Origin of the sequence: Streptomyces sp. NPDC059832, assembly GCF_042731715.1 — a bacterium.
Lineage (GTDB): Bacteria > Actinomycetota > Actinomycetes > Streptomycetales > Streptomycetaceae > Streptomyces.
In genome coordinates, this window is record NZ_JBHWIY010000001.1 from 294346 (window position 1) to 318275 (window position 23930).

Annotated in this window: 9 protein-coding genes and 1 pseudogene; 7 read left to right on the top strand and 3 right to left on the bottom strand. The window is 70.2% G+C overall.

Annotation, left to right across the window (positions count from 1 at the left end; translation table 11 throughout):
* Positions 1–18: 18 nt before the first annotated feature.
* Entirely contained in the window at positions 19–276 is a 258-nt protein-coding gene (locus ACFV8T_RS00825; RefSeq protein WP_385323039.1) for a DUF5988 family protein, read from the bottom strand.
* A 222-nt stretch (positions 277–498) separates the two neighbouring features.
* On the opposite strand from ACFV8T_RS00825, the gene ACFV8T_RS00830 reads away from it, so the two are divergent.
* The 6 genes and pseudogenes from ACFV8T_RS00830 (at position 499) to ACFV8T_RS00855 (ending at position 20130) form a co-directional block, all read left to right on the top strand.
* A complete protein-coding gene (locus ACFV8T_RS00830; protein WP_385323041.1) occupies positions 499–1542 on the top strand; it encodes a helix-turn-helix domain-containing protein in 1044 nt (347 codons plus the stop codon).
* A gap of 91 nt (positions 1543–1633) precedes the next feature.
* Positions 1634–2896, top strand: a complete 1263-nt coding sequence (locus ACFV8T_RS00835) for an FAD-dependent oxidoreductase (RefSeq protein ID WP_385323043.1) — start codon at positions 1634–1636, stop codon at positions 2894–2896.
* 140 nt (positions 2897–3036) lie between these two features.
* Positions 3037–3807: a thioesterase II family protein gene (locus ACFV8T_RS00840; RefSeq protein ID WP_385323045.1), complete on the top strand. Its 771-nt coding sequence runs from the start codon at positions 3037–3039 to the stop codon at positions 3805–3807.
* Positions 3808–4119: 312 nt separating this feature from the next.
* A pseudogene (locus tag ACFV8T_RS00845) lies at positions 4120–18087 on the top strand (type I polyketide synthase); the annotation flags it as partial.
* A gap of 64 nt (positions 18088–18151) precedes the next feature.
* Positions 18152–19183, top strand: coding sequence for an ABC transporter ATP-binding protein (locus ACFV8T_RS00850; protein WP_385323047.1), 1032 nt, complete (start codon positions 18152–18154; stop codon positions 19181–19183).
* Positions 19184–19248: 65 nt separating this feature from the next.
* Complete coding sequence (locus ACFV8T_RS00855; RefSeq protein ID WP_385323049.1) at positions 19249–20130, top strand: ABC transporter permease; 882 nt, start codon at positions 19249–19251, stop codon at positions 20128–20130.
* A 132-nt stretch (positions 20131–20262) separates the two neighbouring features.
* Here ACFV8T_RS00855 and ACFV8T_RS00860 read toward each other — a convergent pair whose 3' ends face one another.
* Positions 20263–21009, bottom strand: a complete 747-nt coding sequence (locus tag ACFV8T_RS00860; protein ID WP_385323050.1) for an ABC transporter permease — start codon at positions 21007–21009, stop codon at positions 20263–20265.
* Positions 21009–21989 carry an ABC transporter ATP-binding protein gene (locus tag ACFV8T_RS00865; RefSeq protein WP_385323052.1) on the bottom strand — a complete coding sequence of 327 codons (981 nt, stop codon included), beginning with the start codon at positions 21987–21989 and terminating at the stop codon, positions 21009–21011. The genes ACFV8T_RS00860 and ACFV8T_RS00865 overlap by 1 nt, the downstream gene beginning before the upstream one ends.
* 262 nt (positions 21990–22251) lie before the next feature.
* Between ACFV8T_RS00865 and ACFV8T_RS00870 the strand changes: the two genes are divergently transcribed.
* Positions 22252–23670, top strand: a complete 1419-nt coding sequence (locus ACFV8T_RS00870) for an NAD(P)/FAD-dependent oxidoreductase (RefSeq protein ID WP_385323054.1) — start codon at positions 22252–22254, stop codon at positions 23668–23670.
* Positions 23671–23930 lie beyond the last annotated feature (260 nt).

Consider the following 23930-nt stretch of genomic DNA (forward strand, 5'->3'; position numbering starts at 1 on the left):
GCTGACGTGCGCGGTGGACTACTCGGCGATCTTGGTACGGCCGACCCACTGGAAGGTCTTGGGCCCCGGTCCGATCCCGGTGCCGGCTTCGACCGCGGCGTCCAGGGGCGTGTAGTGCTCGTACCCGTTGCCATAGCGGATCTTGATCTTCTCGTCGGAGAAGATCACCTCGTTGTAGTCGGCCAGATTTACGGTCCCGGAAAGGTCGACAGGCCCTCCTTCGAGTCGGACGGGGTCCTTCGCCGTATCGGCGGAGAAAGCGATGATATTTGGCATGGGAACACCTCTCGTCTCTCGTCAGATTCTTCTTCGGGCCCTCTGTTCCGGGCACCCCTGATTCCCCCCTATAGGGGGCCAGGGATTTGAGTAGGGGGCACCCTCTCCTGATCTCATGAGGGTAACTATCGTTAATTCGTTTGCCGTTCGGATCGGAATCCCGGACGCCGGAAAAGGCTGGAAGGGAATCTTCTGGTGGAAACCTTGGGGATAGACGCCCGAATGCAGCCCGTATACCGCGCGCTCCTGGAACGGAACGGCCGGCAGGCGGCCGAACTCGCCGCCCGCCTCGGCCAGGACGAGGACAGCGTCCACGAGGCCTTGGGCCGCCTCGCCGAACTCTCCCTGGTCCGCCGCCTGCCCGGCAGTCCCGCCGTCTGGACCGTCGTCGCACCCGAACTCGGCCTGGGCGCCCTCCTCGCCCGGCAGGAGGCCGACCTCGCCCGCCGCGCCCGGGAGGCGCACGAGAGCCGCGCCGCCGTCATGGCGCTGCTGGCGGCCAACGAGACCCGCAGCCCCGAGACCGCCGACGCGGGAGTGACCCGCCTGCGCGGCCCCGAGGAGATACGGCTCGGCCTCGACCGGCTCTTCCGCCAGGCGGCCGGGGAGATCGCCTGCGCCCTGCCCGGCACCTCCGGACTCCAGCACGCCCTGGCGGGCGAACCCGACACCGCCGAACGCGCCCTGGCGCGCGGTGTCCGTATCCGCGCCCTGCACCTCACCGGCGCCCGGAACAGCGCGACCCGCAGCGCGTACGGCCGTCGGCTCGCCGACTCCGGCGCCGAGATCCGCACCGCCGCGACCGTGCCCGTCCCCCTGACCGTCGTGGACCGCTCCGTTGCCGTCGTACAGAGCGCGCCCGACGACGAGACGGGCACTTCCGGCGCCGCCGACCTGGTGACCTCCCCGGTCCTGGTGACCGCCCTGTACGCCTTGTTCGAACGCGAATGGGCTGCGGCACTGCCCGGCGGCGCACAGCCGCAACGGCGCGAGAACGGGCTCAGCGACCAGGAACACGCGCTGCTGGAACTGCTCTGCGAAGGACTCACCGACGAGATGGCCGCCCGTCGGCTCGGCGTATCCCTCCGGACCGTCCGCCGCACCATGTCCGACCTGCTCGCCCGCACCGGCGTCAGGAGCCGCTTCCAGATCGGCGTGGTCACCGGCGCCCGCGGCTGGACCGATGCCCCGCGCGGCGGCCTGCGCGCCGTACCGGGACCCCGCGCGGCCCCGGACGGGTCCCCACCACGGCGCCGGACCGCCTGACCTCCCATACCCCCCGCACACCCACAACCCCGTACCCCCCCGCACACCCATACGGGAACCACCACCACCCACCGACCCAGAGGGCAGGGACATGGCAGAGAAGTACGACGTGATCGTGGCCGGCGGCGGATCCGCCGGCGTCGCAGCGGCGGTCGCCGCCACCAGGGCGGGTGCGCGCACCCTGCTCGTGGAACGCGGACCGTGCCTGGGCGGCGCGGCCACCCTGCGCAACGTCCTCACGTACTGCGGGATCTACACCCGGGAGGACCCGCCCCGCCAAGTGGTCTTCGGCATCGCCGAGGAGGTCCTGGCGGCGCTGCGCGCCGAAGGCGCCGTTACCGACCCCCAGCGCTTCAACGGGGTGTGCGTGGTCTTCGACCCCGAGGCCGTCAAACGCGCCCTGGACACACTGTGCGCCGAAGCCGGTGTCGACGTACGCCTCTACAGCCACGTCGCCGAGGCCCGCCGCGACGGCCGCCGCGTCACGTCCGTCCGTGTCGCCGACCACCACGGCATCACGGAGGTCACCGCCGACGCCTTCGTCGACGCCACCGGCGAGGCCGATCTCGCCGCCTTCGCCGGCGCCGCCGTCCGCTACGGCAACGACGGCATGGTCCAGAACGGCTCCCTGGGCGTCCGCTTCGGCGGCATTCCGCCGCACGCGGACGTCTCCCGCGCACGCGTCTCCGCGGCCGTCCACGCGGCCCGCGAGCGCGGCATCGGCCCGCTGGTCTCCGCCAACGGACTCGTGGCCCGGCTGCCGCTCTCCGGCGACGTCATCGCGTACATCGTCGACGAGGGCTACGACGCCCGCGACTCCGCCGAAGTCAGCCGTGCCGAGGCCAGCGCCCGGATCCAGGCCCGCGCCTACCTGGAGGTCATACGTACGCTCCCCGGCTGCGAGAACGCCTACATCGTCAGCACCGGGCCCGAGATCGGGACCCGCGAGTCCCGCCACATCGCCGGCCGCTACCGGCTGAGCGTCGACGAAGTACTCGGCGGCGCCCACTTCGACGACGCCATCGCCGTCGGCGCCTGGCCCATCGAGTACCACCCGGCCCCCGGCGTCCCCTCGCAGTGGCTCTTCATCGACGACGACGGATACTTCGAGATCCCGCTCCGTGCCCTGTGGAGCGCCGATACCGACAACCTGTTCGCGGCAGGCCGGAACGTCGACGGCGACCGCATGGCGGGCGGATCCCTGCGCGTCATGGGCACGGCCTTCGCCACCGGTCAGGCCGCCGGTATCGCCGCCGCGCTCGTCGCCCGTGACGGCATCGAGCTGAGCTCCGAAGAAGTACGCGGCGAGCTGTTCCGCCAGGGCGCCCGCCTTCCGGAGCCCGCACTCACCTGACACCCGCAGAACGGCCCCGACCCCTACCGGAGTCCCGAACATAGGGGGAATACCAAGGACCGGAGGGGTTGGGGGAGCGGCCCCCGCCTCCTACCGTCGTCATCAAGTGGCGGGAAAATCGGAAAGGACCGATCTCTCATATGGCTACACCGGACATGGACCGCGGGTTGTGGATCCGCAATTTCCACGAAACGCCCGGCCGGAAGACCAGACTTGTCTGCCTGCCGCACGCAGGCGGTTCGGCCTCTTTCTTCTTCCCGGTGTCGCGAGCCCTTTCTTCCGAACTGGATGTCGTGGCGATCCAGTACCCGGGACGGCAGGACCGACGCCAGGAGAAGTGCGTAGAGACCATTCACGAACTGGCCCGCCGCATCGTCGAGGTTCTCGACCCGCAGCCGGGCGGGCAGCCGGTCGCCCTCTTCGGCCACAGCCTCGGCGCCACCCTCGGCTTCGAGATGGCCCGCCTGATGGAGGAGCGCGACGCCGCCCCCGTCCACCTCTTCGCCTCCGGCCGCCGCGCCCCGTCCCGTCCCCGCGACGAGTCCGTGCACCTGCGCGACGACGAGGGAATCCTCGCCGAGCTGCGCGAGTTGAGCGGCACCGACGACCGCGTCCTGGGCAGCGAGGAAGTCCTGCGCATGGCCCTGCCCGCCATCCGCAACGACTACCGGGCCGCCGAGACCTACGTGTACGAGCCGGCGCCCGCACTGTCCTGCCCCATCACCGTCTTCACCGGTGACAACGATCCCAAGGTCACCCTGGACGAGGCCCGCGCCTGGTCCACCCACACCACCGCCGACTTCCAGATGCACACCTACACCGGCGGACACTTCTTCCTCACGGACCATCAGCCGGCGATGCTCAAGACGATCTCCGGCCGACTGGCACCCGTCGCGGTCGGCACGACGTAGCAGACGCGCGATGAAACAGACGCAACAGGCGCGGCGGGCGCAGCAGACGCAACTGATGCAATAGATGCAACTGATGCGACGGGCGTAACGACACGAGGCACCGAGACGGGCGGGCGGCGTGGCCGGACAGGCCCGCTCTCCGCCCGCTTTGGCTGTCCCTGCCCCGGCCCCGGCCCCCGTCCGCCCCCGCCCCACGCCCTCAACGCCTGCCCACCCCGCGGGTGTTGATCCATGAACTCCCAGCTCGTCGGTACCCGGACAGGTGACGCTCTGATGGCGAACGAAGACAAGCTCCGCTCATACTTGAAGCGAGTCACGGCTGACCTGCACGAGACCGGCGAGCGACTGCGCCGGGCCGAGGCGAAGGACCGCGAGCCCATCGCGATCGTCGGCATGAGCTGCCGCTATCCCGGCGGCGTGGCCGACCCCGAAGACCTCTGGCAGCTCGTCGCCAACGGCACCGACGCGGTCGGTGGCTTCCCCACCGACCGCGGCTGGGACACCGAGAACCTGTACGACCCCCAGGGCGTCCAGCCCATCAGCCCCGGGATGAGCGCGGGCGGATTCCTTTACGACGCAGGCGACTTCGACCCCGATCCGTTCAGGATCTCGCCGCGCGAGGCGCTGGCGATGAACCCCCAGCAGCGCCTCCTGCTGGAAACCGCATGGGAGGCCATCGAGCGGGCGGGCATCGATCCGGCCTCCCTGCGCGGCAGCCGGACCGGCGTCTTCGCCGGCCTCATGTACCACGACTACGCCGCCCGGCTCGCCGACGCCGACATCCCCGACGGCGTGGCCGGCCTGCTCGGCATCGGGAACATCGGCAGCGTCGCCTCCGGCCGCGTCGCGTACACCTTCGGCCTCGAAGGCCCCGCCGTCACCGTCGACACCGCCTGCTCCTCCTCCTTGGTCGCCCTCCACTTCGCGGTCCAGTCCCTGCGCTCCGGCGAGTGCACGCTCGCCCTGGCGGGCGGCGCCACCGTCATGGCCACCCCCAGCGCCTTCGTCGACTTCCAGCGCCAGGGCGGCCTGTCGTCCGACGGCCGCTGCAAGTCCTTCTCGGACGGCGCCGACGGCACCGGCTGGTCCGAGGGCGTGGGCATGCTGCTGGTCGAGCGGCTCTCCGACGCCCGCCGCAACGGCCACCACGTGCTCGGCGTGATCCGAGGATCCGCCGTGAACCAGGACGGTGCGTCCAACGGCCTCACCGCTCCCAACGGACCCGCGCAGGAACGCGTCATCCGCCAGGCCCTCGCCAACGCCCGCATCCCCGCGGCCGAGGTCGACGCCGTCGAGGCCCACGGCACCGGCACCACCCTCGGTGACCCCATCGAGGCCCAGGCCGTCATCGACACGTACGGCCAGGACCGACCCGCGGACAGACCCCTGCTGCTGGGCTCCCTCAAGTCCAACATCGGCCACGCACAGGCAGCCGCAGGCGTTGGCGGCATCATCAAGATGGTCATGGCGATGCGCCACGGGGTCCTGCCGCGCACCCTGCACGCCGAAACCCCGTCCACGCGAGTGGACTGGTCGGCGGGCGCGGTCGAACTGCTCACCGAGGCCCGCGACTGGCCGGAGGTGGGTGATCGCCCGCGCCGCGCCGGAGTGTCGTCCTTCGGAGTCAGCGGTACGAACGCCCACATCATCCTGGAACAGCCCGAGACGGCGACGGTTCCGGAACCGGTCGCCCCGCAACGAACCCTCCCGGCGATCCCGTGGATCCTGTCGGCCAGGACCCCGCAGGCCCTGACCGGCCAGGCAAGCCGCCTTCTCGACCTGGTGCGCGACAACCCCGCGCTCACCCCCACCGACCTGGGCTGGTCCCTGGCACGCACACGAACCCACTTCGATCACGGCGCCGCGGCCGTCGCGGGCGACCGCGAGAGCTTCCTGCGCACCTTGGAGGCGCTGGCCGAAGGCCGCTCGGCGACGGGCTTGGTGCGCGGCTCGGTCGCGGGCGGCGACACGGCGTTCTTGTTCTCGGGGCAGGGTTCGCAGCGGTCCGGGATGGGCCGGGAGCTGTACGAGGCGTTTCCGGTGTTCGCGGACGCGTTCGACGCGGTGTGTGCGGAGCTGGACCGGCATCTCGACCGGCCGGTGAGGGAGGTGGTGTTCGGTGGGTCGGAGTTGATCGACCAGACCGTGTACACGCAGTCGGGTCTGTTCGCGATCGAGGTGGCCCTCTTCCGGCTGCTGGAGCACTGGGGTGTGACCCCGGACTATCTGCTGGGCCATTCGATCGGTGAGCTGGCTGCCGCGCATGTGGCGGGTGTCTGGTCGCTGGAGGATGCGGCGGCGCTGGTCGCGGCGCGGGGCCGGCTGATGCAGGCACTCCCGACCGGTGGGGCGATGGTCGCCATCCAGGCCACCGAAGCTGACGTCCTGCCGCTGCTCACCGAAAGCGTCTCGATCGCCGCGCTGAACGGCCCGCACTCCGTGGTCATCTCCGGCGACGAAGACGCCGTACTCGCCATCGCATCAGGCTTCGCCAAGACGAAGCGGCTGCGCGTGAGCCACGCCTTCCACTCGCCACGCATGGAGCCCATGCTCGCCGAGTTCAGGACGATCGCCGAGAGCCTGACCTTCCATGCACCGAGGCTCCCGATCGTCTCCAACCTCACGGGTGAACTCGCCGGTGAGGAGCTGCTGTCGGCCGACTACTGGGTGGACCACGTCCGCCAGGCCGTCCGCTTCCTCGACGGCGTACGTCATGTGGAGTCCCAAGGCGTCACCACGTACCTGGAACTCGGTCCCGGCGGTGTCCTCTCCGCCATGGGCCAGTCGTGCGTCACGGGCGACGCCGCCTTCGTGCCGGCCCTGCGCAAGGACTGCGCCGAGACCGAGGCGCTGACCACCGCCCTCGCCGAACTCCACGTCCGAGGCGAGGCCGTCGACTGGACGACGTACTACGCGAACACCGGAGCCCAGCGCGTCGACCTGCCCACCTACGCCTTCCAGCGGCAACGCTTCTGGCTCAACGCCTCCTCCCGCCCCCGCCCGATCGCCGACGGTCCCGCCATGGACTCCGAGTTCTGGGACGCCGTCACCCAAGGCGACGTGGAAGCACTCGCACAGGCCCTCGCCGTCGGCCCGGACGCGCCCTTCAGCGAGGTGTTTCCGGCGCTCTCCGACTGGCGGCGCCGCCGCCACGCGTCCGACACCGTGGACTCATGGCGGTACCGCACCACCTGGCAGCGCATCCCCGGTTCCGCCTCCGCCGTCCCGGCGCTGCCCGGCACCTCCCTGCTCGTCGTACCGGAGCATGCGGCGAGCGCCCCACTCGCCGATGCCTGCCTGCTCGCCCTCGGCACCGACCGGACCATCACCCTCCGGCTGCCGGCCGAGCACGCACGTGAGGCCATCGCGCAGCAGCTCCGCGAGGTGCTCGCCGACCAGCCGTCCGGGATCGCCCGCGTACTTTCCCTGCTTCCGCTCGACGAAAGCGACCACCCCCAGGTCCCCGGCGTCCCCGCGGGAATCGCCGCTTCCGTCGCACTCGTCCAGGCACTCGACGACACGGGCCTCGACGCACCCCTGTGGACCGCCACCCGTGGCGCCGTGGCGGCCCGGCCCGCCGAACCCGTCGCCAGCGCCGTCCAGGCCATGGCTTGGGGCTTCGGCGGTGTCTTCGGTACCGAATACCCGCAGCGCTGGGGCGGACTGGTCGACCTGCCCGAGGAGCTCGACCGACGCGGCGGCGCGAACCTGCGCCGAGTCCTGGCCCGCATCGAGGACGAGGACCACGTCGCGATCCGCGCCACCGGCGCCTTCGCCCGCCGACTCGTCCGCGCCCCGCTCGACAGCGCACCCGCCGAGCGACAGTGGATCCCGAGCGGGGCCGTCCTGGTCACCGGCGGCACCGGAGCCCTCGGCGGACACGTTGCGCGCTGGCTGGCCCGCAACGGTGCCGAGCAGCTCATCCTCACCAGCCGCCGGGGAGCGGACGCGCCAGGTGCCGATGCCCTGGCTGCCGAACTCCAAGCCATGGGCTGCCGAGTGCGTATCGTCGCCTGCGAGGTCGACGACCGCGCCGCCGTCGCCGAACTCCTCGCGACCATCCCGGCCGACACCCCGCTCACCGCCGTCGTGCACGCGGCGGCGGCCCTCGACGACGGCCTCATCGACTCGCTGACCACGGACCGGATCGCGTACGCGCTGCGCGCCAAGGTCAACGGCGCGCGCAACCTGCATGAGCTCACCCGCGACCTCGACCTGTCCGCGTTCGTACTCTTCTCCTCCCTCAGCGGCACCGTCGGTGCCCCCGGTCAGGGCAATTACGCCCCGGGCAACGCATTCCTCGACGCACTCGCCCAGCAGCGCCGTTCGCTCGGCCTGCCCGCCACATCCATCGCCTGGGGCCGCTGGGCGGGCGCCGGCCTCGGGGAAGGGGACGCGGAAGAGCGCTTCGAGCGCATCGGCGCCGGAGCCATGGCTCCCGAGACCGCACTGACCGCGCTGAAGCAGGCGCTGGAACACGACGAGACCTGCGTCGTCGTCGCGGACATCCAGTGGGAGCGGATGGTCGCGCACACCGCAACCCGTCGCCCGAGCCCGCTGATCCGCGATCTCCCCGACTTCTCCGCTCTCTCCGCTCTCTCCGACTCCTCCGGCCGGTCCGACTTCTCCGGCTGGTCCGTTGCAGGCGAGGCGGCCCGCGCGCCCGGTGCCTCCGTTCCCACCTCGCGGATCGCTCATCTGCTGGCCCTTGCCGAGCCCGAGCGTGCCCGCGCCGTCCTCGACCTCGTACGCGGCGAAACCGCGACCGTCCTCGGCCACACCGACGCGGGCAAGGTCCCGAGCGACCGCAGCTTCCAGGACCTCGGCTTCAACTCCATGAGCGCCGTGGACCTGCGCAACAACCTGGGCGTCGCCACCGGGATGGCGCTGCCCACGACCCTCGTCTTCGACTACCCCACCCCGGCCGCCCTCGCGGCCCATCTCCTCGCTGAACTGAGCGGCTCCGAAGCCGAGCCCCGGCCCGCCGTGACCACGGCGGGCGGCAGTACCGGAGACGAGGACGAGAAGATCGCGATCGTCGGCATGAGCTGCCGCTTCCCCGGAGGCGTCGGCTCCCCCGAGGACCTGTGGCGCATGCTCGCCGACGGTGCCGACGGCATCTCCGCCTTCCCCACCGACCGCGGCTGGGACCTGGACGCGCTCTACGACCCGGAGCGGCGAAGGCCTCACACCTCGTACGTCGGCCAGGGCGGATTCCTTCTCGACGCCGCCCGGTTCGACCCGGCCCTGTTCGGGATCTCGCCGCGCGAGGCCCTGGCGATGGACCCGCAGCAGCGGCTGATGCTGGAGATCGCCTGGGAGGTCTTCGAACGCTCGGGCATCGACCCGACCACGCTCAAGGGCAGCCGTACCGGCGTGTTCGTCGGCACCAACGGCCAGGACTACGGCGACCTCGTCCAGAATGCTGACGACGCGCTTGCCGGGCACGGAGTCACCGGAAGCCTCGCCAGCGTGCTGTCGGGCCGCGTCTCCTACGCCTTCGGCCTGGAGGGCCCGGCGGTGACGGTGGACACGGCGTGCTCGTCGTCGCTGGTCGCGCTGCACTGGGCGATCCAGGCGCTGCGGGCGGGTGAGTGCGAGATGGCGCTCGCGGGCGGTGTGACCGTGATGTCCACCCCGGCCGGCTTCATCGAGTTCAGCCGTCAGAACGGCCTGGCCGCCGACGGCCGGGTGAAGGCGTTCTCGGACGATGCGGACGGCACGGGCTGGGGCGAAGGCGTGGGGCTCCTGCTCGTCGAGCCGCTTTCCGAGGCACGGCGCAAGGGCCACCAGGTGTTGGCGGTGGTGTCGGGTTCGGCCGTGAACCAGGATGGTGCGTCGAATGGTCTGACCGCCCCGAACGGCCCGTCGCAGCAGCGCGTCATCCGCCAGGCCCTGGCCAACTCCGGCCTGGACACGGCCGATGTGGACACCGTGGAGGCGCATGGCACGGGTACGAAGCTGGGCGACCCGATCGAGGCGCAGGCGTTGCTGGCCACGTACGGCCAGGACCGCCCGGCGGGCCGGCCGCTGTGGCTCGGGTCGATCAAGTCGAACATCGGTCATACGCAGGCTGCGGCGGGTGTTGCGGGCGTGATCAAGATGGTCATGGCGATGCGTCATGGTGTGTTGCCGCAGTCGCTGAATGTTGGTGTGCCTTCGTCGAAGGTGGACTGGTCGGCGGGTGCGGTGGAGTTGTTGGCGGAGGCGCGGGAGTGGCCGGAGGTGGGTGGTCGTCCGCGTCGGGCGGGTGTGTCGTCGTTCGGGATCAGTGGGACGAATGCGCACGTGATCCTGGAGCAGGCGCAGGAGGAGCCGGTCGGGCCTTCGGTTGTCGGGTCGGTGCTGCCGGTGGTGCCGTGGGTGCTGTCGGGCAGGTCGGAGCGGGCGCTGGCCGGTCAGGCGGAGCGGCTGCTCGGTCTGGTGGATGGTGTGTCGCCGCTGGATGTGGGCTGGTCGCTGGCTTCGACGCGTGCGGCGTTCGAGCACCGTGCGGTGGTGGTGGGTGAGGAGCGTGGGGCGCTGCTGCGTGCGGTGGCCGAGGGGCGGTCTGTCGCGGGTGTGGTGCGCGGGTCGGTCCAGGGTGGTCGTTCGGCGTTCTTGTTCTCGGGTCAGGGTTCGCAGCGGTCCGGGATGGGCCGGGAGCTGTACCAGGCGTACCCGGTGTTCGCCGATGCCTTCGACGCGGTGTGCGCGGAGCTGGACCGGCATCTCGACCGGCCGGTGAAGGAGATTGTCTTCGGCGGGTCGGAGCTGATCGACCAGACCGTGTACACGCAGGCCGGCCTGTTCGCGGTCGAGGTGGCGTTGTTCCGGCTGCTGGAGCACTGGGGCGTGACCCCGGACTACCTCCTGGGCCACTCGATTGGTGAGCTGGCTGCCGCGCATGTGGCGGGTGTCTGGTCCCTGGAGGATGCGGCGGCACTGGTCGCCGCGCGTGGGCGTCTGATGCAGGCACTGCCGACCGGTGGGGCGATGGTCGCGATCCAGGCGACGGAGGCCGATGTCCTGCCGCTGCTGGTCGAGGGTGTGTCCATCGCCGCGCTGAACGGTCCGGACTCTGTGGTGATCTCGGGTGACGAGGAGGCCGTACTGACGATCGCGTCGGGCTTCGAGAAGACGAAGCGGCTTCGCGTGAGTCACGCGTTCCACTCGCCGCGCATGGAACCCATGCTCGCCAAGTTCAGGACGGTTGCCGAGGGTCTGGCCTTCCATGCACCGAAGCTTCCGATCGTCTCCAACCTCACCGGTGAACTCGCCGGTGAGGAGCTGCTGTCGGCCGATTACTGGGTGGATCATGTCCGCCAGGCGGTCCGCTTCCTCGACGGCATGCGTCATGTGGAGGCCCAGGGCGTCACGACGTACCTGGAGCTCGGCCCCGGCGGGGTGTTGTCCGCGATGGGCCAGTCCTGCGTGACGGGCGAGGCCGGTTTCGTACCGGCCTTGAGGAAGAACCGCACCGAACCCGACGCCCTCACCACGGCCCTCGCCGAACTCCACGTCCGAGGCAAGGCCGTCGACTGGGCCGCGTACTACGCGAACACCGGTGCCCAGCGCACCGATTTGCCCACCTACGCCTTCCAGCATGAGCGGTACTGGCCGGCACCGCCCAGAACTGCCCCCGACACCGTCACCGACCCGCTCGACACCGACTTCTGGGAGGCCGTCGAGCGCGAGGACCTGTCCGGGCTGGCCGGGGACCTGGAACTGTCGGCGGATGCCCCGCTGGGTGAGGTGCTGCCCGCGCTGTCGTCGTGGCGGCGTCGCCGGAAGCAGCGTTCCGAGGTCGACAGGTGGCGCTACCGCGTCACCTGGAAGCCCGTACAGCCCCCGGCCGGCACCCTGTCCGGCCGCTGGCTCCTCATCGCACCCGAAACAGGCCCGGCGGACATCACCGAGTGGTGCGAGGCGGGCCTGCGCAAGGCCGGTGCCGACGTCGTACGGACGGCCATCACCGACCTGGCCCCGGGCCTGGACGTGACCGGTGTCGTCTCCCTCCTGGGCATCGACAACGCTCCCCTCGACCAGGGGGTTTCTCCGGGCCTGGCCGCCACGCTGCAACTCGTCCAGCAACTGGGGCAGGCCGGGATCGACGCACCCCTGTGGTGCCTGACCCGGGGCGCCGTATCAACCGCAGCCTCCGACCCGCTGCGCAGCACCGCTCAGGCGCAGGTCTGGGGTCTTGGCCGGGTCGTGGGCCTGGAACACCCCAAGCGGTGGGGCGGTCTGATCGACCTCCCCGAAACCCTGGACGCACGGGCCTTCGAACGCACCGCCACCGTCCTGGCCAACAGCAACGACACGGGTGAGGACCAGGTCGCCGTGCGGTCCTCCGGCGTCTTCGTACGCCGTGTCGTGCGGGCCGCTGCCGGACCGCACAACGACTGGAAGATCAGGGGCACGGTCCTGATCACGGGCGGTACCGGGGGCCTGGGCGCCCGGGTGGCCCGCTGGGCCGCCGCCAACGGCGCCTCACACCTCGTCCTCACCAGCCGCCGAGGCCCCGACACCCCCGGCACAGAGCAGTTGCGTGACGAGCTCACTGCTGCGGGCGTACAGGTGACCATCGCGGCCTGCGACGTTGCCGACCGCGTCGCTCTGGCTCACCTCGCCACCGGCCTCCAGGCCGACGGCACCCCCGTCCGTACCGTCGTCCACGCCGCAGGCGTCGGTCAGCTCACCCCGCTTTCCGAGACCGATGGTGCCGAGCTGGCCGATGTACTGCATGCGAAGGTCACCGGTGCGGTGAACCTGGATGCGGTTTTCGCGGATGCCGATCTGGACGCTTTCGTTCTCTTCTCCTCGATCGCTGCTGTGTGGGGCAGTGGCGGGCAGGCGGGTTACGCAGCCGCCAATGCCTACCTGGACGCGCTCGCCCAGGAACGCCGGACCCGCGGTCAGGCCGCCACCTCCCTTGCCTGGGGCCCCTGGGGCGGCGGCGGACTCGTGACCGCCGAAGGCGAGGAACAACTCGGCCGCCGTGGTCTGCCCGTCATGGAGCCGGACAGTGCTCTGTCCGCACTCGGGCAGGCGCTGGCCGGCGACGAGACGTGCCTGGCTGTCGCCGACGTGGCCTGGGACCGCTTCTCGCCCGTTTTCACCGCGCTGCGGCCCAGCCCGCTGCTCGGCGACCTCCCCGAAGTCGCCAGCCTGCACGCGACGGACACCGCCGACGCGGGCGACGCGAGTACGACAAGGAACAGTCGGCCGGAGCTGGTCGACCGGCTTCAGGGCCTCGACGCAGCGGAAGCCCACACCGTCCTCCTCGATACGGTCCGCACGCATGCGGCGGCGGTACTGAACCACGGCGACCCGTCTGCCATCCCCGTTGCGACGGCCTTCCGCGACCTGGGCTTCGACTCCCTCACGGCGATCGAGCTGCGCAACCGCCTGGCCGAGGAGACCGGACTCCAGCTCCCCGCCACCTTGGTGTTCGACTACCCGGACGCCCATGGCCTGGCTACCCATCTCGTCGACGGGATCCTGGAGCAGGAGACCACCCACGGAGCTCCCCAGTCCCAGCAGACCGGGTCCGACGACGAGCCGATTGCGATCGTGGGAATGAGCTGCCGCCTGCCGGGCGACGTCCGGTCGCCGGACCAACTGTGGCAGCTCGTCAGCGCGGGGGGCGACGGCATCACCGGCTTTCCGGCCGACCGCGGCTGGGAGGACGCACCCTCCGGAGGCCGCGATACGGACCTCGGGTTCGCCCGTGCCGGCGGATTCCTGCACGACGCCGGACACTTCGATCCGGAGTTCTTCGGGATCTCGCCGCGCGAGGCCCTGGCGATGGACCCGCAACAGCGCCTGCTCCTGGAGACCTCGTGGGAGGTGTTCGAGCGAGCCGGCATCGACCCCACGTCCGTGCGTGGCACCCGTACCGGTGTCTTCGCAGGTGGCTGCAGTCAGGGCTACGGTGCCGGAGCTCTCGCCCAGGGCGAAGAAGGTGTCAGCGGACAGCTGTTGACCGGAACGGCCACCAGCGTGCTGTCGGGCCGCGTCTCCTACGCCTTTGGCCTGGAGGGCCCGGCGGTGACGGTCGACACGGCATGTTCGTCGTCGCTGGTCGCGCTGCACCTGGCAGCCCAGTCGCTGCGCTCGGGCGAGTGCGAGATGGCGCTCGTCGGCGGTGTGACCGTGATGGCCGGACCCAGCGGTTTCGTGGAGTTCAGCCGCCAGGGCGGCTTGGCCGCCGATGGCCGCTGCAAGTCCTTCTCGGACGATGCGGACGGTACGGGCTGGGGCGAGGGCGTCGGCGTGCTGCTGGTCGAGCGGCTTTCCGAGGCGCGGCGCAAGGGTCACCAGGTGTTGGCGGTGGTGTCGGGTTCGGCCGTGAACCAGGATGGTGCGTCGAATGGTCTGACGGCTCCGAATGGGCCGTCGCAGCAGCGGGTGATCCGGCAGGCCCTGGCCAATGCGCAGCTCTCGGGTGATCAGGTCGATGTGGTCGAGGCGCATGGCACGGGTACGAAGCTGGGCGACCCGATCGAGGCTCAGGCGTTGCTGGCCACGTACGGCCAGGGCCGCCCGGAGGGCCGGCCGTTGTGGCTGGGTTCGTTGAAGTCGAACATCGGTCATACGCAGGCTGCGGCGGGTGTTGCGGGCGTGATCAAGATGGTCATGGCGATGCGTCATGGTGTGTTGCCGCAGTCGCTGAATGTTGGTGTGCCTTCGTCGAAGGTGGACTGGTCGGCGGGTGCGGTGGAGTTGTTGGCGGAGGCGCGGGAGTGGCCGGAGGTGGGTGGTCGTCCGCGTCGGGCGGGTGTGTCGTCGTTCGGGATCAGTGGGACGAATGCGCACGTGATCCTGGAGCAGGCGCAGGAGGAGCCGGTCGGGCCTTCGGTTGTCGGGTCGGTGGTGCCGGTGGTGCCGTGGGTGCTGTCGGGCAGGTCGGAGCGGGCGCTGGCCGGTCAGGCGGAGCGGCTGCTCGGTCTGGTGGATGGTGTGTCGCCGCTGGATGTGGGCTGGTCGTTGGCTTCGACGCGTGCGGCGTTCGAGCACCGTGCGGTGGTGGTGGGTGAGGAGCGTGGGGCGCTGCTGCGTGCGGTGGCCGAGGGGCGGTCTGTCGCGGGTGTGGTGCGCGGGTCGGTCCAGGGTGGTCGTTCGGCGTTCTTGTTCTCGGGTCAGGGTTCGCAGCGGTCCGGGATGGGCCGGGAGCTGTACGAGGCGTTTCCGGTGTTCGCGGATGCCTTTGATGCGGTGTGTGCGGAGCTGGACCGGCATCTCGACCGGCCGGTGAAGGAGGTGGTGTTCGGTGGGTCGGAGTTGATCGACCAGACCGTCTATACGCAGGCGGGCCTGTTCGCGGTCGAGGTGGCGTTGTTCCGGCTGCTGGAGCACTGGGGCGTGACCCCGGACTACCTCCTGGGCCATTCGATTGGTGAGCTGGCTGCCGCGCATGTGGCGGGCGTCTGGTCCCTGGAGGACGCGGCGGCGTTGGTCGCCGCGCGTGGGCGTCTGATGCAGGCACTGCCCACCGGTGGGGCGATGGTCGCCATCCAGGCGACGGAGGCCGACGTCCTGCCGCTGCTGGTCGACGGTGTGTCCATCGCCGCGCTGAACGGCCCGGACTCCGTGGTCATCTCCGGCGACGAGGAAGCCGTACTGACGATCGCGTCGGGCTTCGAGAAGACGAAGCGGCTGCGGGTCAGTCACGCGTTCCACTCGCCGCGCATGGAACCCATGCTCGCCGAATTCAAGGTCATCGCCGAGAGCCTGACCTTCCATGCACCGAAGCTTCCGATCGTCTCCAACCTCACGGGTGAACTTGCTGGTGAGGAGCTGCTGTCGGCCGATTACTGGGTGGATCACGTCCGCCAGGCCGTCCGCTTCCTCGACGGCGTACGCCACCTCGAAACCCAGGGCGTCACCACCTACCTGGAGCTCGGCCCCGGCGGCGTCCTCTCCGCCATGGGCCAGGACTGCGTCACCGACGACGCCTCCGCCTTCCTCCCCGCCCTGCGCAAGGACCGCGCCGAACCCGAGGCCCTGACCACCGCCCTCGCCGAACTCCACGTCCGAGGCGCCCGCATCGACTGGACGACGTACTACGCCAACACCGGCGCCCAGCGCACCGTCCTGCCCACCTATGCGTTCGACCACCAGCACTACTGGCTGAGGGAGACCTCGGCACCCCGCAGTACGGACAAGAACTTGGCTGTGGACGCGGAGTTCTGGGAGGCCGTCGAGCGTGAGGATCTGTCCGGGCTGGCCGGGGACCTGGAGCTGTCGGCGGATGCCCCGCTGGGTGAGGTGCTGCCCGCGCTGTCGTCGTGGCGTCGTCGCCGGAAGCAGCGTTCCGAGGTCGACAGGTGGCGCTACCGCGTCACCTGGAAGCCCGTACAGCCCCCGGCCGGCACCCTGTCCGGCCGCTGGCTCCTCATCGCACCCGAAACAGGCCCGGCGGACATCACCGAGTGGTGCGAGGCGGGCCTGCGCAAGGCAGGTGCCGACGTCGTACGGACGGCCATCACCGACCTGACCCCGGGCCTGGACGTGACCGGTGTCGTCTCCCTCCTGGGCATCGACAACGCTCCCCTCGACCAGGGGGTTTCTCCGGGCCTGGCCGCCACGCTGCAACTCGTCCAGCAACTGGGGCAGGCCGGGATCGACGCACCCCTGTGGTGCCTGACCCGGGGCGCCGTATCAACCGCAGCCTCCGACCCGCTGCGCAGCACCCCTCAGGCGCAGGTCTGGGGGCTGGGCCGGGTCGTGGGCCTGGAACACCCCAAGCGGTGGGGCGGTCTGATCGACCTCCCCGAAACCCTGGACGCACGGGCCTTCGAACGCACCGCCACCATCCTCGCCAACAGCAACGACACGGGCGAGGACCAGGTCGCTGTGCGGTCCTCCGGCGTCTTCGTACGCCGTGTCGTGCGGGCCGCTGCCGGACCGCACAACGACTGGAAGATCAGGGGCACGGTCCTGATCACGGGCGGTACCGGGGGCCTGGGCGCCCGGGTGGCCCGCTGGGCCGCCGCCAACGGCGCCTCACACCTCGTCCTCACCAGCCGCCGAGGCCCCGACACCCCCGGCACAGACGAACTCCGCGCAGATATAGAGGAATTGGGGGCCGGAGTCACCGTCGTCGCCTGCGACGCGACCGACCTGACAGCCCTCACCGCCCTCGCCCACTCCCTCGAAACCGACGGCACCCCCGTCCGTACCGTCGTCCACGCTGCCGGTGTCGGTCAGCTCACCCCGCTTTCCGAGATCGACGGTGCCGAGCTGGCCGATGTACTGCATGCGAAGGTCACCGGTGCGGTGAACCTGGATGCGGTTTTCGCGGATGCCGATCTGGACGCTTTCGTTCTCTTCTCCTCGATCGCTGCTGTGTGGGGCAGTGGCGGGCAGGCGGGTTACGCCGCCGCCAATGCCTACCTGGACGCGCTCGCCCAGGAACGCCGGACCCGCGGTCAGGCCGCCACCTCCCTCGCCTGGGGCCCCTGGGGCGGCGGCGGACTCGTGGACGTGGAGGAGGAGGAGATGCTGCGCCGCCGTGGTCTGCCCGTCATGGAGCCGGACAGCGCCCTGACCGCGCTTGCGCAGGCGCTGACCGGCGACGAGACGTGTCTGGCTGTCGCCGACGTGATCTGGGACCGCTTCACACCGGCATTCACGGCCATGCGGCCCAGTCCGCTGCTGAGCGACCTCCCCGAGAACCAGCGGCTCGCCGAGGCGGCCGTCCTGGAGGGGCAGGCCTCGGCAGCCGGTATCGGCGACGCGGCCGCCGCTCTGCGGGAGCGTCTTGCCGCTGCCGGGGACGCGGCGGCCCACGAGGAAATCCTGCTCGATCTCGTACGTGGTGAGACCGCGCGCGTGCTCGGGATCACGACGCCCGCGCAGATCAAGGCGCGGCGTGGATTCGTCGAGATGGGTTTCGACTCGCTCATGGCAGTCGAACTGCGTAACGGGCTGATGAAACAGACCGGATTCCAGCTTCCCGCAACTCTGATTTTCGATTTCCCGACCTCCGTCGATCTCGTCCGTCATCTCGGTGAGCAATTCGCTCAGCAGAACGCGGGCCGGGCCGGCGGGCCCGTGAAGGAATCCGAAGCCGTTGCGGAGATCGAGAAACTTGAGCGAGTTCTCACGTCGCTTTCCTCGCAAGGCGCGGACGGGGCGGACATCACCAAGCGACTGGAAGCGCTCCTGTCCCGCTGGAACACGACACAAGGGGCGAACCGGACCAATCCGGAACCTGTGGCCGACGACCTGCTGGAGACCGCGACGCCGGACGAGCTGTTCGATCTCATCCAGCGCGAGTTCGGAAAGTCCTGATCAGGAAAAGCGGTCGAGTCAATGTCTGAGATTTCATCTTTCGATTTCGATGAGGAGGCACAAGGTGCCAGAAGCGGACACAGCCGCGCCTGACGCGGTGATAGTCGAGGATCTCGTCAAGGAGTACCTGCCCGGCATGCCCCGGGCGGTCGACGGGCTGAGTTTCACCGTGGCGCGCGGCGAGGTCTTCGGCCTCCTCGGCCCCAACGGAGCGGGCAAGACCACCACCATCCGCATGCTCACCACGATGGCCAAGGCCACGTCGGGCCGGGCCACCCTCGACGGTATCGACGTGATCGCTCACCCCGACCGGGCGCGCGGCGTGCTGGCGGTGGTCCCGCAGCACAACAACCTGGACCGTTCGCTGACGGTCCGGCAGAACCTCATGTTCCACGCGGCGTACCACGGCCTGAGCCGCTCCGAGCGGCGCCGCCGCGCCGACGGGCTGCTGGAGCGGATGCAGCTCACCGAGAAGGCCGACTCGCTGGTGGACCAGATGTCGGGCGGTCAGGCGCAGCGCGTGATGATCGCCCGCGCCCTGATGCACGACCCGAGCGTGATGTTCCTCGACGAGCCCGCCACCGGCCTGGACCCGCAGGCACGGCTCTTCGTGCACGACCTCGTCGAGGAGCTGGGCAACCAGGGCGTGACCGTCGTGATCACCACGCACGACATGGACGAGGCGGCGAAGGTCTGCGACCGCATCGGCATCGTCGACCACGGCAAGCTGCTGACCGTCGACACGCCCGACGGCCTGATCCGCTCGCTGCCGGGCGGCACGGTGCTCACCCTCAAGCTGAACCTTCTGGACGAGACCCCGGAGTCCGTCACCGAGGCGCTCACTGCCGTGCCGTGGGTCGCGGCTGCCGAGTTCGTGACGGGCGGCGCACCCGGTACGCCCCCCTTCCCGGGCATGCCGGCCCCGGAACCGGAGGAAGACCGCTTCGTGGTCAGCGTCGAGTCCGGCGCCGGTGATGTGCTGCCCGGCGTCTTCAAGGTGCTCGGCGAACTGAACTGCGAGGTCAGAGACCTGACCGTCCGGGAGGCAAGCCTTGAGGACGTCTTCATTCACATGACTGGTAGGGGACTTCGGTGACTGTCACAACATCCACGCCCACCACAGCCACAGCCACAGCCACAGCCGCAACCACAGCCGCAACCGTGGCCACTACGCCCACTGCGTCCGCCGCACCCTCAGCACCCACCGAGCCCGCCATACCCACCGAGCCCGCCATACCCACCGCGCCCGCCGCGCCCGCCGGTCCGCGGAAGGTCTCACAGGGCCGCATCCTCGGGTCCATCCTGTGGCGCGACATCCTCGTCACCGCCCGCCAGCCCTGGCTGTTCCTCGCGGAGGCGCTGCTCCAGCCGCTCTTCATCCTGTTCATCTTCGGCAAGGTGCTCGCCGACATGGACTACGTCGACAGCAGTTACGTTCCGCTGCTCCTGCCCGGCATCGTGGGCCTGACCGCCTTCATCAGCGCCCTCCAGGCCACCGCGCTGCCCCTGGTCATGGACTTCTCGTACTCCAAGGAGATCGAGGACCGCCTGATGGCTCCGGTGGGCATCCGGCTGGTGGCCCTGGAGAAGATCGTCTTCGGCGGTATCCGCGGCTTCATCGCCGCCGCCCTCATGGTCCCCGTGGGCATTCTCGTGCTGGGCGTGTCCTGGTGGCCGGCCGCCACCCTGCCGCCGATCCTGGCCGTACTCGTACTCGGCTCGCTCCTCGGCGGCGCCCTCGGCCTCGTCCTCGGCACCGTCGTCCCGGCCCGCCGCGTCGGCGTGGTCTTCGGCCTCGCCCTGACCCCGCTGATGTTCACCGCGGCCGCCCAGTACTCGCTGCTCAGCCTGCACGGGCTGAAGTGGTTCCAGGTGGTCGTCGGCATCAACCCGATCACGTACATCAACGAAGGCCTGCGCTCGGTCCTCCTCGACAAGGTGGACTCCGTGCCGCTCGGCATCGACCTCGCCGTCCTCGCGGCCGCGATCGTCGTGGCCTCGGCGGTCGGTATCCGCGGCTTCACCCGCCGCGCCGTCGACTGACCCGGCACCGCACCCCCGTACAGCAGGAAAATGGCTGTGGGCGGCACCCCGACCGGGTGCCGCCCACAGCCATCTGTCTGCTGTACGGCAGGGAATACGAGCCCTTGCGGCATACGCCCTACGGCATACGCCTTACGCCTTACGGCCCGAGCGGCGGTAGGCATAGGCCGCGTACGCGCCGAAGACCAGCAGCCAGACCACCAGCACCAGGATGCCCGTCATGCTCGGCGCCTCGCCGTCGGTGGTGTTCCAGCCCAGCTCGCCGAAGCGGTAACCCGGCGTCCACTTGGCCACCGAAGCCATCCAGCCCGGGAACTCGCTGATCGGGAACCACAGCCCCCCGACCAGCGCGAGCGCCAGGTTGCAGACGATGTTCGTGACGTTCGTGGTCTGGGACGAGAGCTGGTAGCCGTTGGCGATCCCGAGCATGGTGAACGGCAGCGAGCCGGCCCACAGCAGCAGCGTCAGCACGATCCACTGCCAGAACTCCAGCCGCACACCATTGGCGATCATGGCCGTGAGCAGGACCACCACGATCGCCGGCAGCACCATCAGCGAGCCGGTCACCGCACGCCCGAAGACCACCTGCGCCGGTGAGAGCGGCGTGATCCGCAGCTGGCGCAGCCACCCCACGGCCTTGTCCTCGGCGACCGCCGTGCCCGAGCTGAGCCCGGCACTCAGCGCACCGTACGCCGCCAGCCCCACCATGGCGGTCACGGCCCAGTCGTCCGTTCCGCCGGAGCCCCCGCCGACATTGGTGAACATGATGTACATCAGCACCGGCGTACCGATGCCGAAGATGACGAATCCGGTGTCACGGAACGTACGGCGCAGCTCAAGATTGACGTAATTGGAAACGAGGGCGATCGAACTGGCCATCACGCGCCTGCCTTAGGGGTCTGGACAGCGGAATCGGACGAGGCGGAGGGGATGTACGGGCGGTCCGCGTCACGACCCGAGTGGTGCGCGGTCAGGCTCAGGAACGCGTCCTCCAGGCCCGCGGGGGCGACTTCGAGACCCCGAGGCGTCACCACGCCCGGCAGGGCGCTCACCGTCGCGTCCGAGTCCGACGTACGCAGCCGCACCCGGCCGTCGACGACCTCGACCGACAGAACACCCGGCAGCGCTGCCACACCGTCCGGCAACGGCCCGTCCGGCGCGGTGAAGGAGACCATGCTGGAGCCGACCGTGTGCTTGATGTCGGCGCTGCTTCCGTCGGCGATCAGCTGCCCGCGGTCGATGACGACGATCCGGTCGGCGTTCTGGTCCGCCTCCTCCAGATAGTGCGTGGAGAACAGCACCGTCTTGCCGCGATCGGTGAACGCGCGCATCGACTGCCAGAACAGCCGACGGGCCTCCACGTCGAGCGCGGCCGTCGGCTCGTCCAGCACCAGCAGATCGGGGTCCCCGGCCAGCGCGATGGCGAAGCTGACCCGCTGGGCCTGGCCCCCGGAGAGCTTGTCCGCGCGCCGCCCGGCCAGCTCGGTCAGGCCCGCCAGCTCCAGCGCCTCGTCCACCGTCATCGGGTTCGGATACGTACGGGTCACGAAGGACACCAGCTCACGCACCGTCACCCGGGAAACCGGCTTGGAATCCTGCAACATCGCGCCGACCCGGCCCTCGGTCACCGCATGGCTCGGGGCCTGCCCGAACAGTTCCACCGTGCCGGCGGACGGGTCGTCCAGACCCAGCAGCAGACTGATGGCCGTCGACTTGCCCGCGCCGTTGCGACCGAGCAGGGCGACTCTCTCGCCTGGTCCGATGGTGAGATCGAGTCCGTCGACGGCGCGCACCGCGCCGAACTCCTTGACAGCGCCGGTGAATGCAACCACCGGTGTCGCCCTGTGTGTTGTCGTCATGGGCGGAACTCTAATGAGGATGACCAGTCATTCGGTAGCCAGAGATGTAGGGATTTCCGTCGTACAGAAAACATCTTGTGACCAGTGGCTGCCACGGTGATCTGCGATTTCCCCGTACGCCTCGGAAAATATCCCGGTTACCCCTACACATACCCCTAGACACCCCTGTCTTGGGAGGGGTACGGGGTGATCGGATCGCCGTGCCCCGATTCACCGTACGGTAGTTGGCGATTCCACACAGCGGGAAAGGACCGGGTGACCGATGACTGGAAATCGACGTGCCGTGGTGTTGGGCGGTGGTTTCGCCGGCGCACTCACCTCTTCGATGCTGGTCCGGTATGTCGACGACGTGACCGTCATCGACCGGGACGAATACCCGCACGGACCGGAGCTCCGCAAGGGTGTTCCACAGGCCCGCCACTGCCACATTCTGTGGTCCGGCGGCGCCCGAATCATGGAGTCGCTCCTCCCGGGAACGACCGACCGTCTGATCGGGGCCGGTGCGCACCGTATCGGAATTCCGAACGGTCTCGTTTCCTATACCGCCTTCGGCTGGCAGCACCGTTTTCCGGAGACCGAGTTCACCCTCGCCTGCAGCCGCGCGCTGCTCGACTGGACCGTGCGCGACCAGGCATTGCGGAACCCCCGTATTTCGGTCCTCGACCGCACCGAAGCGCTCGAACTGACCGGCACCGCCGAACGGGTCACCGGAGTCCGGGTGCGCGACAGCGCCTCCGGCGAGGAGCGGGTGCTGGAGGCGGACATCGTCGTCGACACCACCGGCCGCGGCTCCGCCATGAAGCGCTGGCTGGACCGCTTGGGCGTCGCGGCTCCGCAGGAGGAGACCGTCGACACCGGCATGGTCTACGCGACCCGCATCTTCCGCGCGCCCGAGACCCCCGGCGGCACCTTCCCGCTCGTCAGCGTGCTCGCGGACTCGCGCCAGGGCGGTCCGGGACGCAACGCCGTACTGATGCCCATCGAGGGCGACCGCTGGATCGTCACGCTCTCCGGTACCCGCGGCGGCGAACCGCCCGCGGACGAGGCCGGATTCATGGCGTACGCCCGTGAAAGCGTCCGGCACCCCCTGATCGGGGACCTGATCGCGGGCCTGGAGCCGCTGACCGCCGTGCAGCGCTCCCGCTCCACCGTCAACCGGCGCCTGCACTACGACCGTCTCGCGGCCTGGCCGGCGGGCCTGGTGGTGCTCGGCGACGCGGCGACGGCCTTCAATCCCGTCTACGGGCACGGCATGAGCGCCGCTGCCCGCAGTGTCGCGGCCTTCGAGAAGCAGATAGAGCTGCGGGACCTGGATCCCGGCCTCGGCCGTGCCGTTCAGCGCGCCGTCGCCAAGGCGGTCGACGACGCCTGGATGCTGGCCACCTCCGGCGACGTGCACTACCCCGACGTCGAGGTCGACAGCCGCGACCCGCGGCTGACCGACGACGACGGCACCCGGCGACGCGATTCGGACGTGATGAGCAGTGTCGCGACCCGCAACCGTGAGGTCAGCCGTGCCGCCGTCGGTCTGATGACGCTCTCCACCACCGTCGCCGAGATCCAGAACCCATGGCTGCTCGCCGCGCTGCGCCGGGGATTCGAGGTCCCGGCGCTGACCGAGCCGCCGCTGCGACCGGAAGAACTCGCCGTCCTGCCCGCCCGCAGCTACGCCGCCCGCTGAGACGACGGCCCCGACCGCCCTCCCCGCCACCACCGGGCGGAGGGCGGGCAGGACCACCGCCTCACCCCAGCCGTCCTCCTCCGGCCACCGCCGGGGCGGGGTCGTCCGGACTCTCACGCCGCCTCGGTCATCCCCCGTTCGGGACGTCGTCGGACATCCGGCACCGGGGGGGGGGGGGGCGAGATGGCCGAGAGAAAAGGAGGGGGGAAGAAAACGGACCCACCCCCCACCCCCCCCCTCCTCCCCCTCTCCCCCTCTCC

Coding starts and splice junctions, on each gene's coding strand:
- ACFV8T_RS00825 (WP_385323039.1), bottom strand. CDS start 276: ATGCCAAATATCATCGCTTTCTCCGCCGATACGGCGAAGGACCCCGTC.
- ACFV8T_RS00830 (WP_385323041.1), top strand. CDS start 499: ATGCAGCCCGTATACCGCGCGCTCCTGGAACGGAACGGCCGGCAGGCG.
- ACFV8T_RS00835 (WP_385323043.1), top strand. CDS start 1,634: ATGGCAGAGAAGTACGACGTGATCGTGGCCGGCGGCGGATCCGCCGGC.
- ACFV8T_RS00840 (WP_385323045.1), top strand. CDS start 3,037: ATGGCTACACCGGACATGGACCGCGGGTTGTGGATCCGCAATTTCCAC.
- ACFV8T_RS00860 (WP_385323050.1), bottom strand. CDS start 21,009: ATGGCCAGTTCGATCGCCCTCGTTTCCAATTACGTCAATCTTGAGCTG.
- ACFV8T_RS00865 (WP_385323052.1), bottom strand. CDS start 21,989: ATGACGACAACACACAGGGCGACACCGGTGGTTGCATTCACCGGCGCT.
- ACFV8T_RS00870 (WP_385323054.1), top strand. CDS start 22,252: ATGACTGGAAATCGACGTGCCGTGGTGTTGGGCGGTGGTTTCGCCGGC.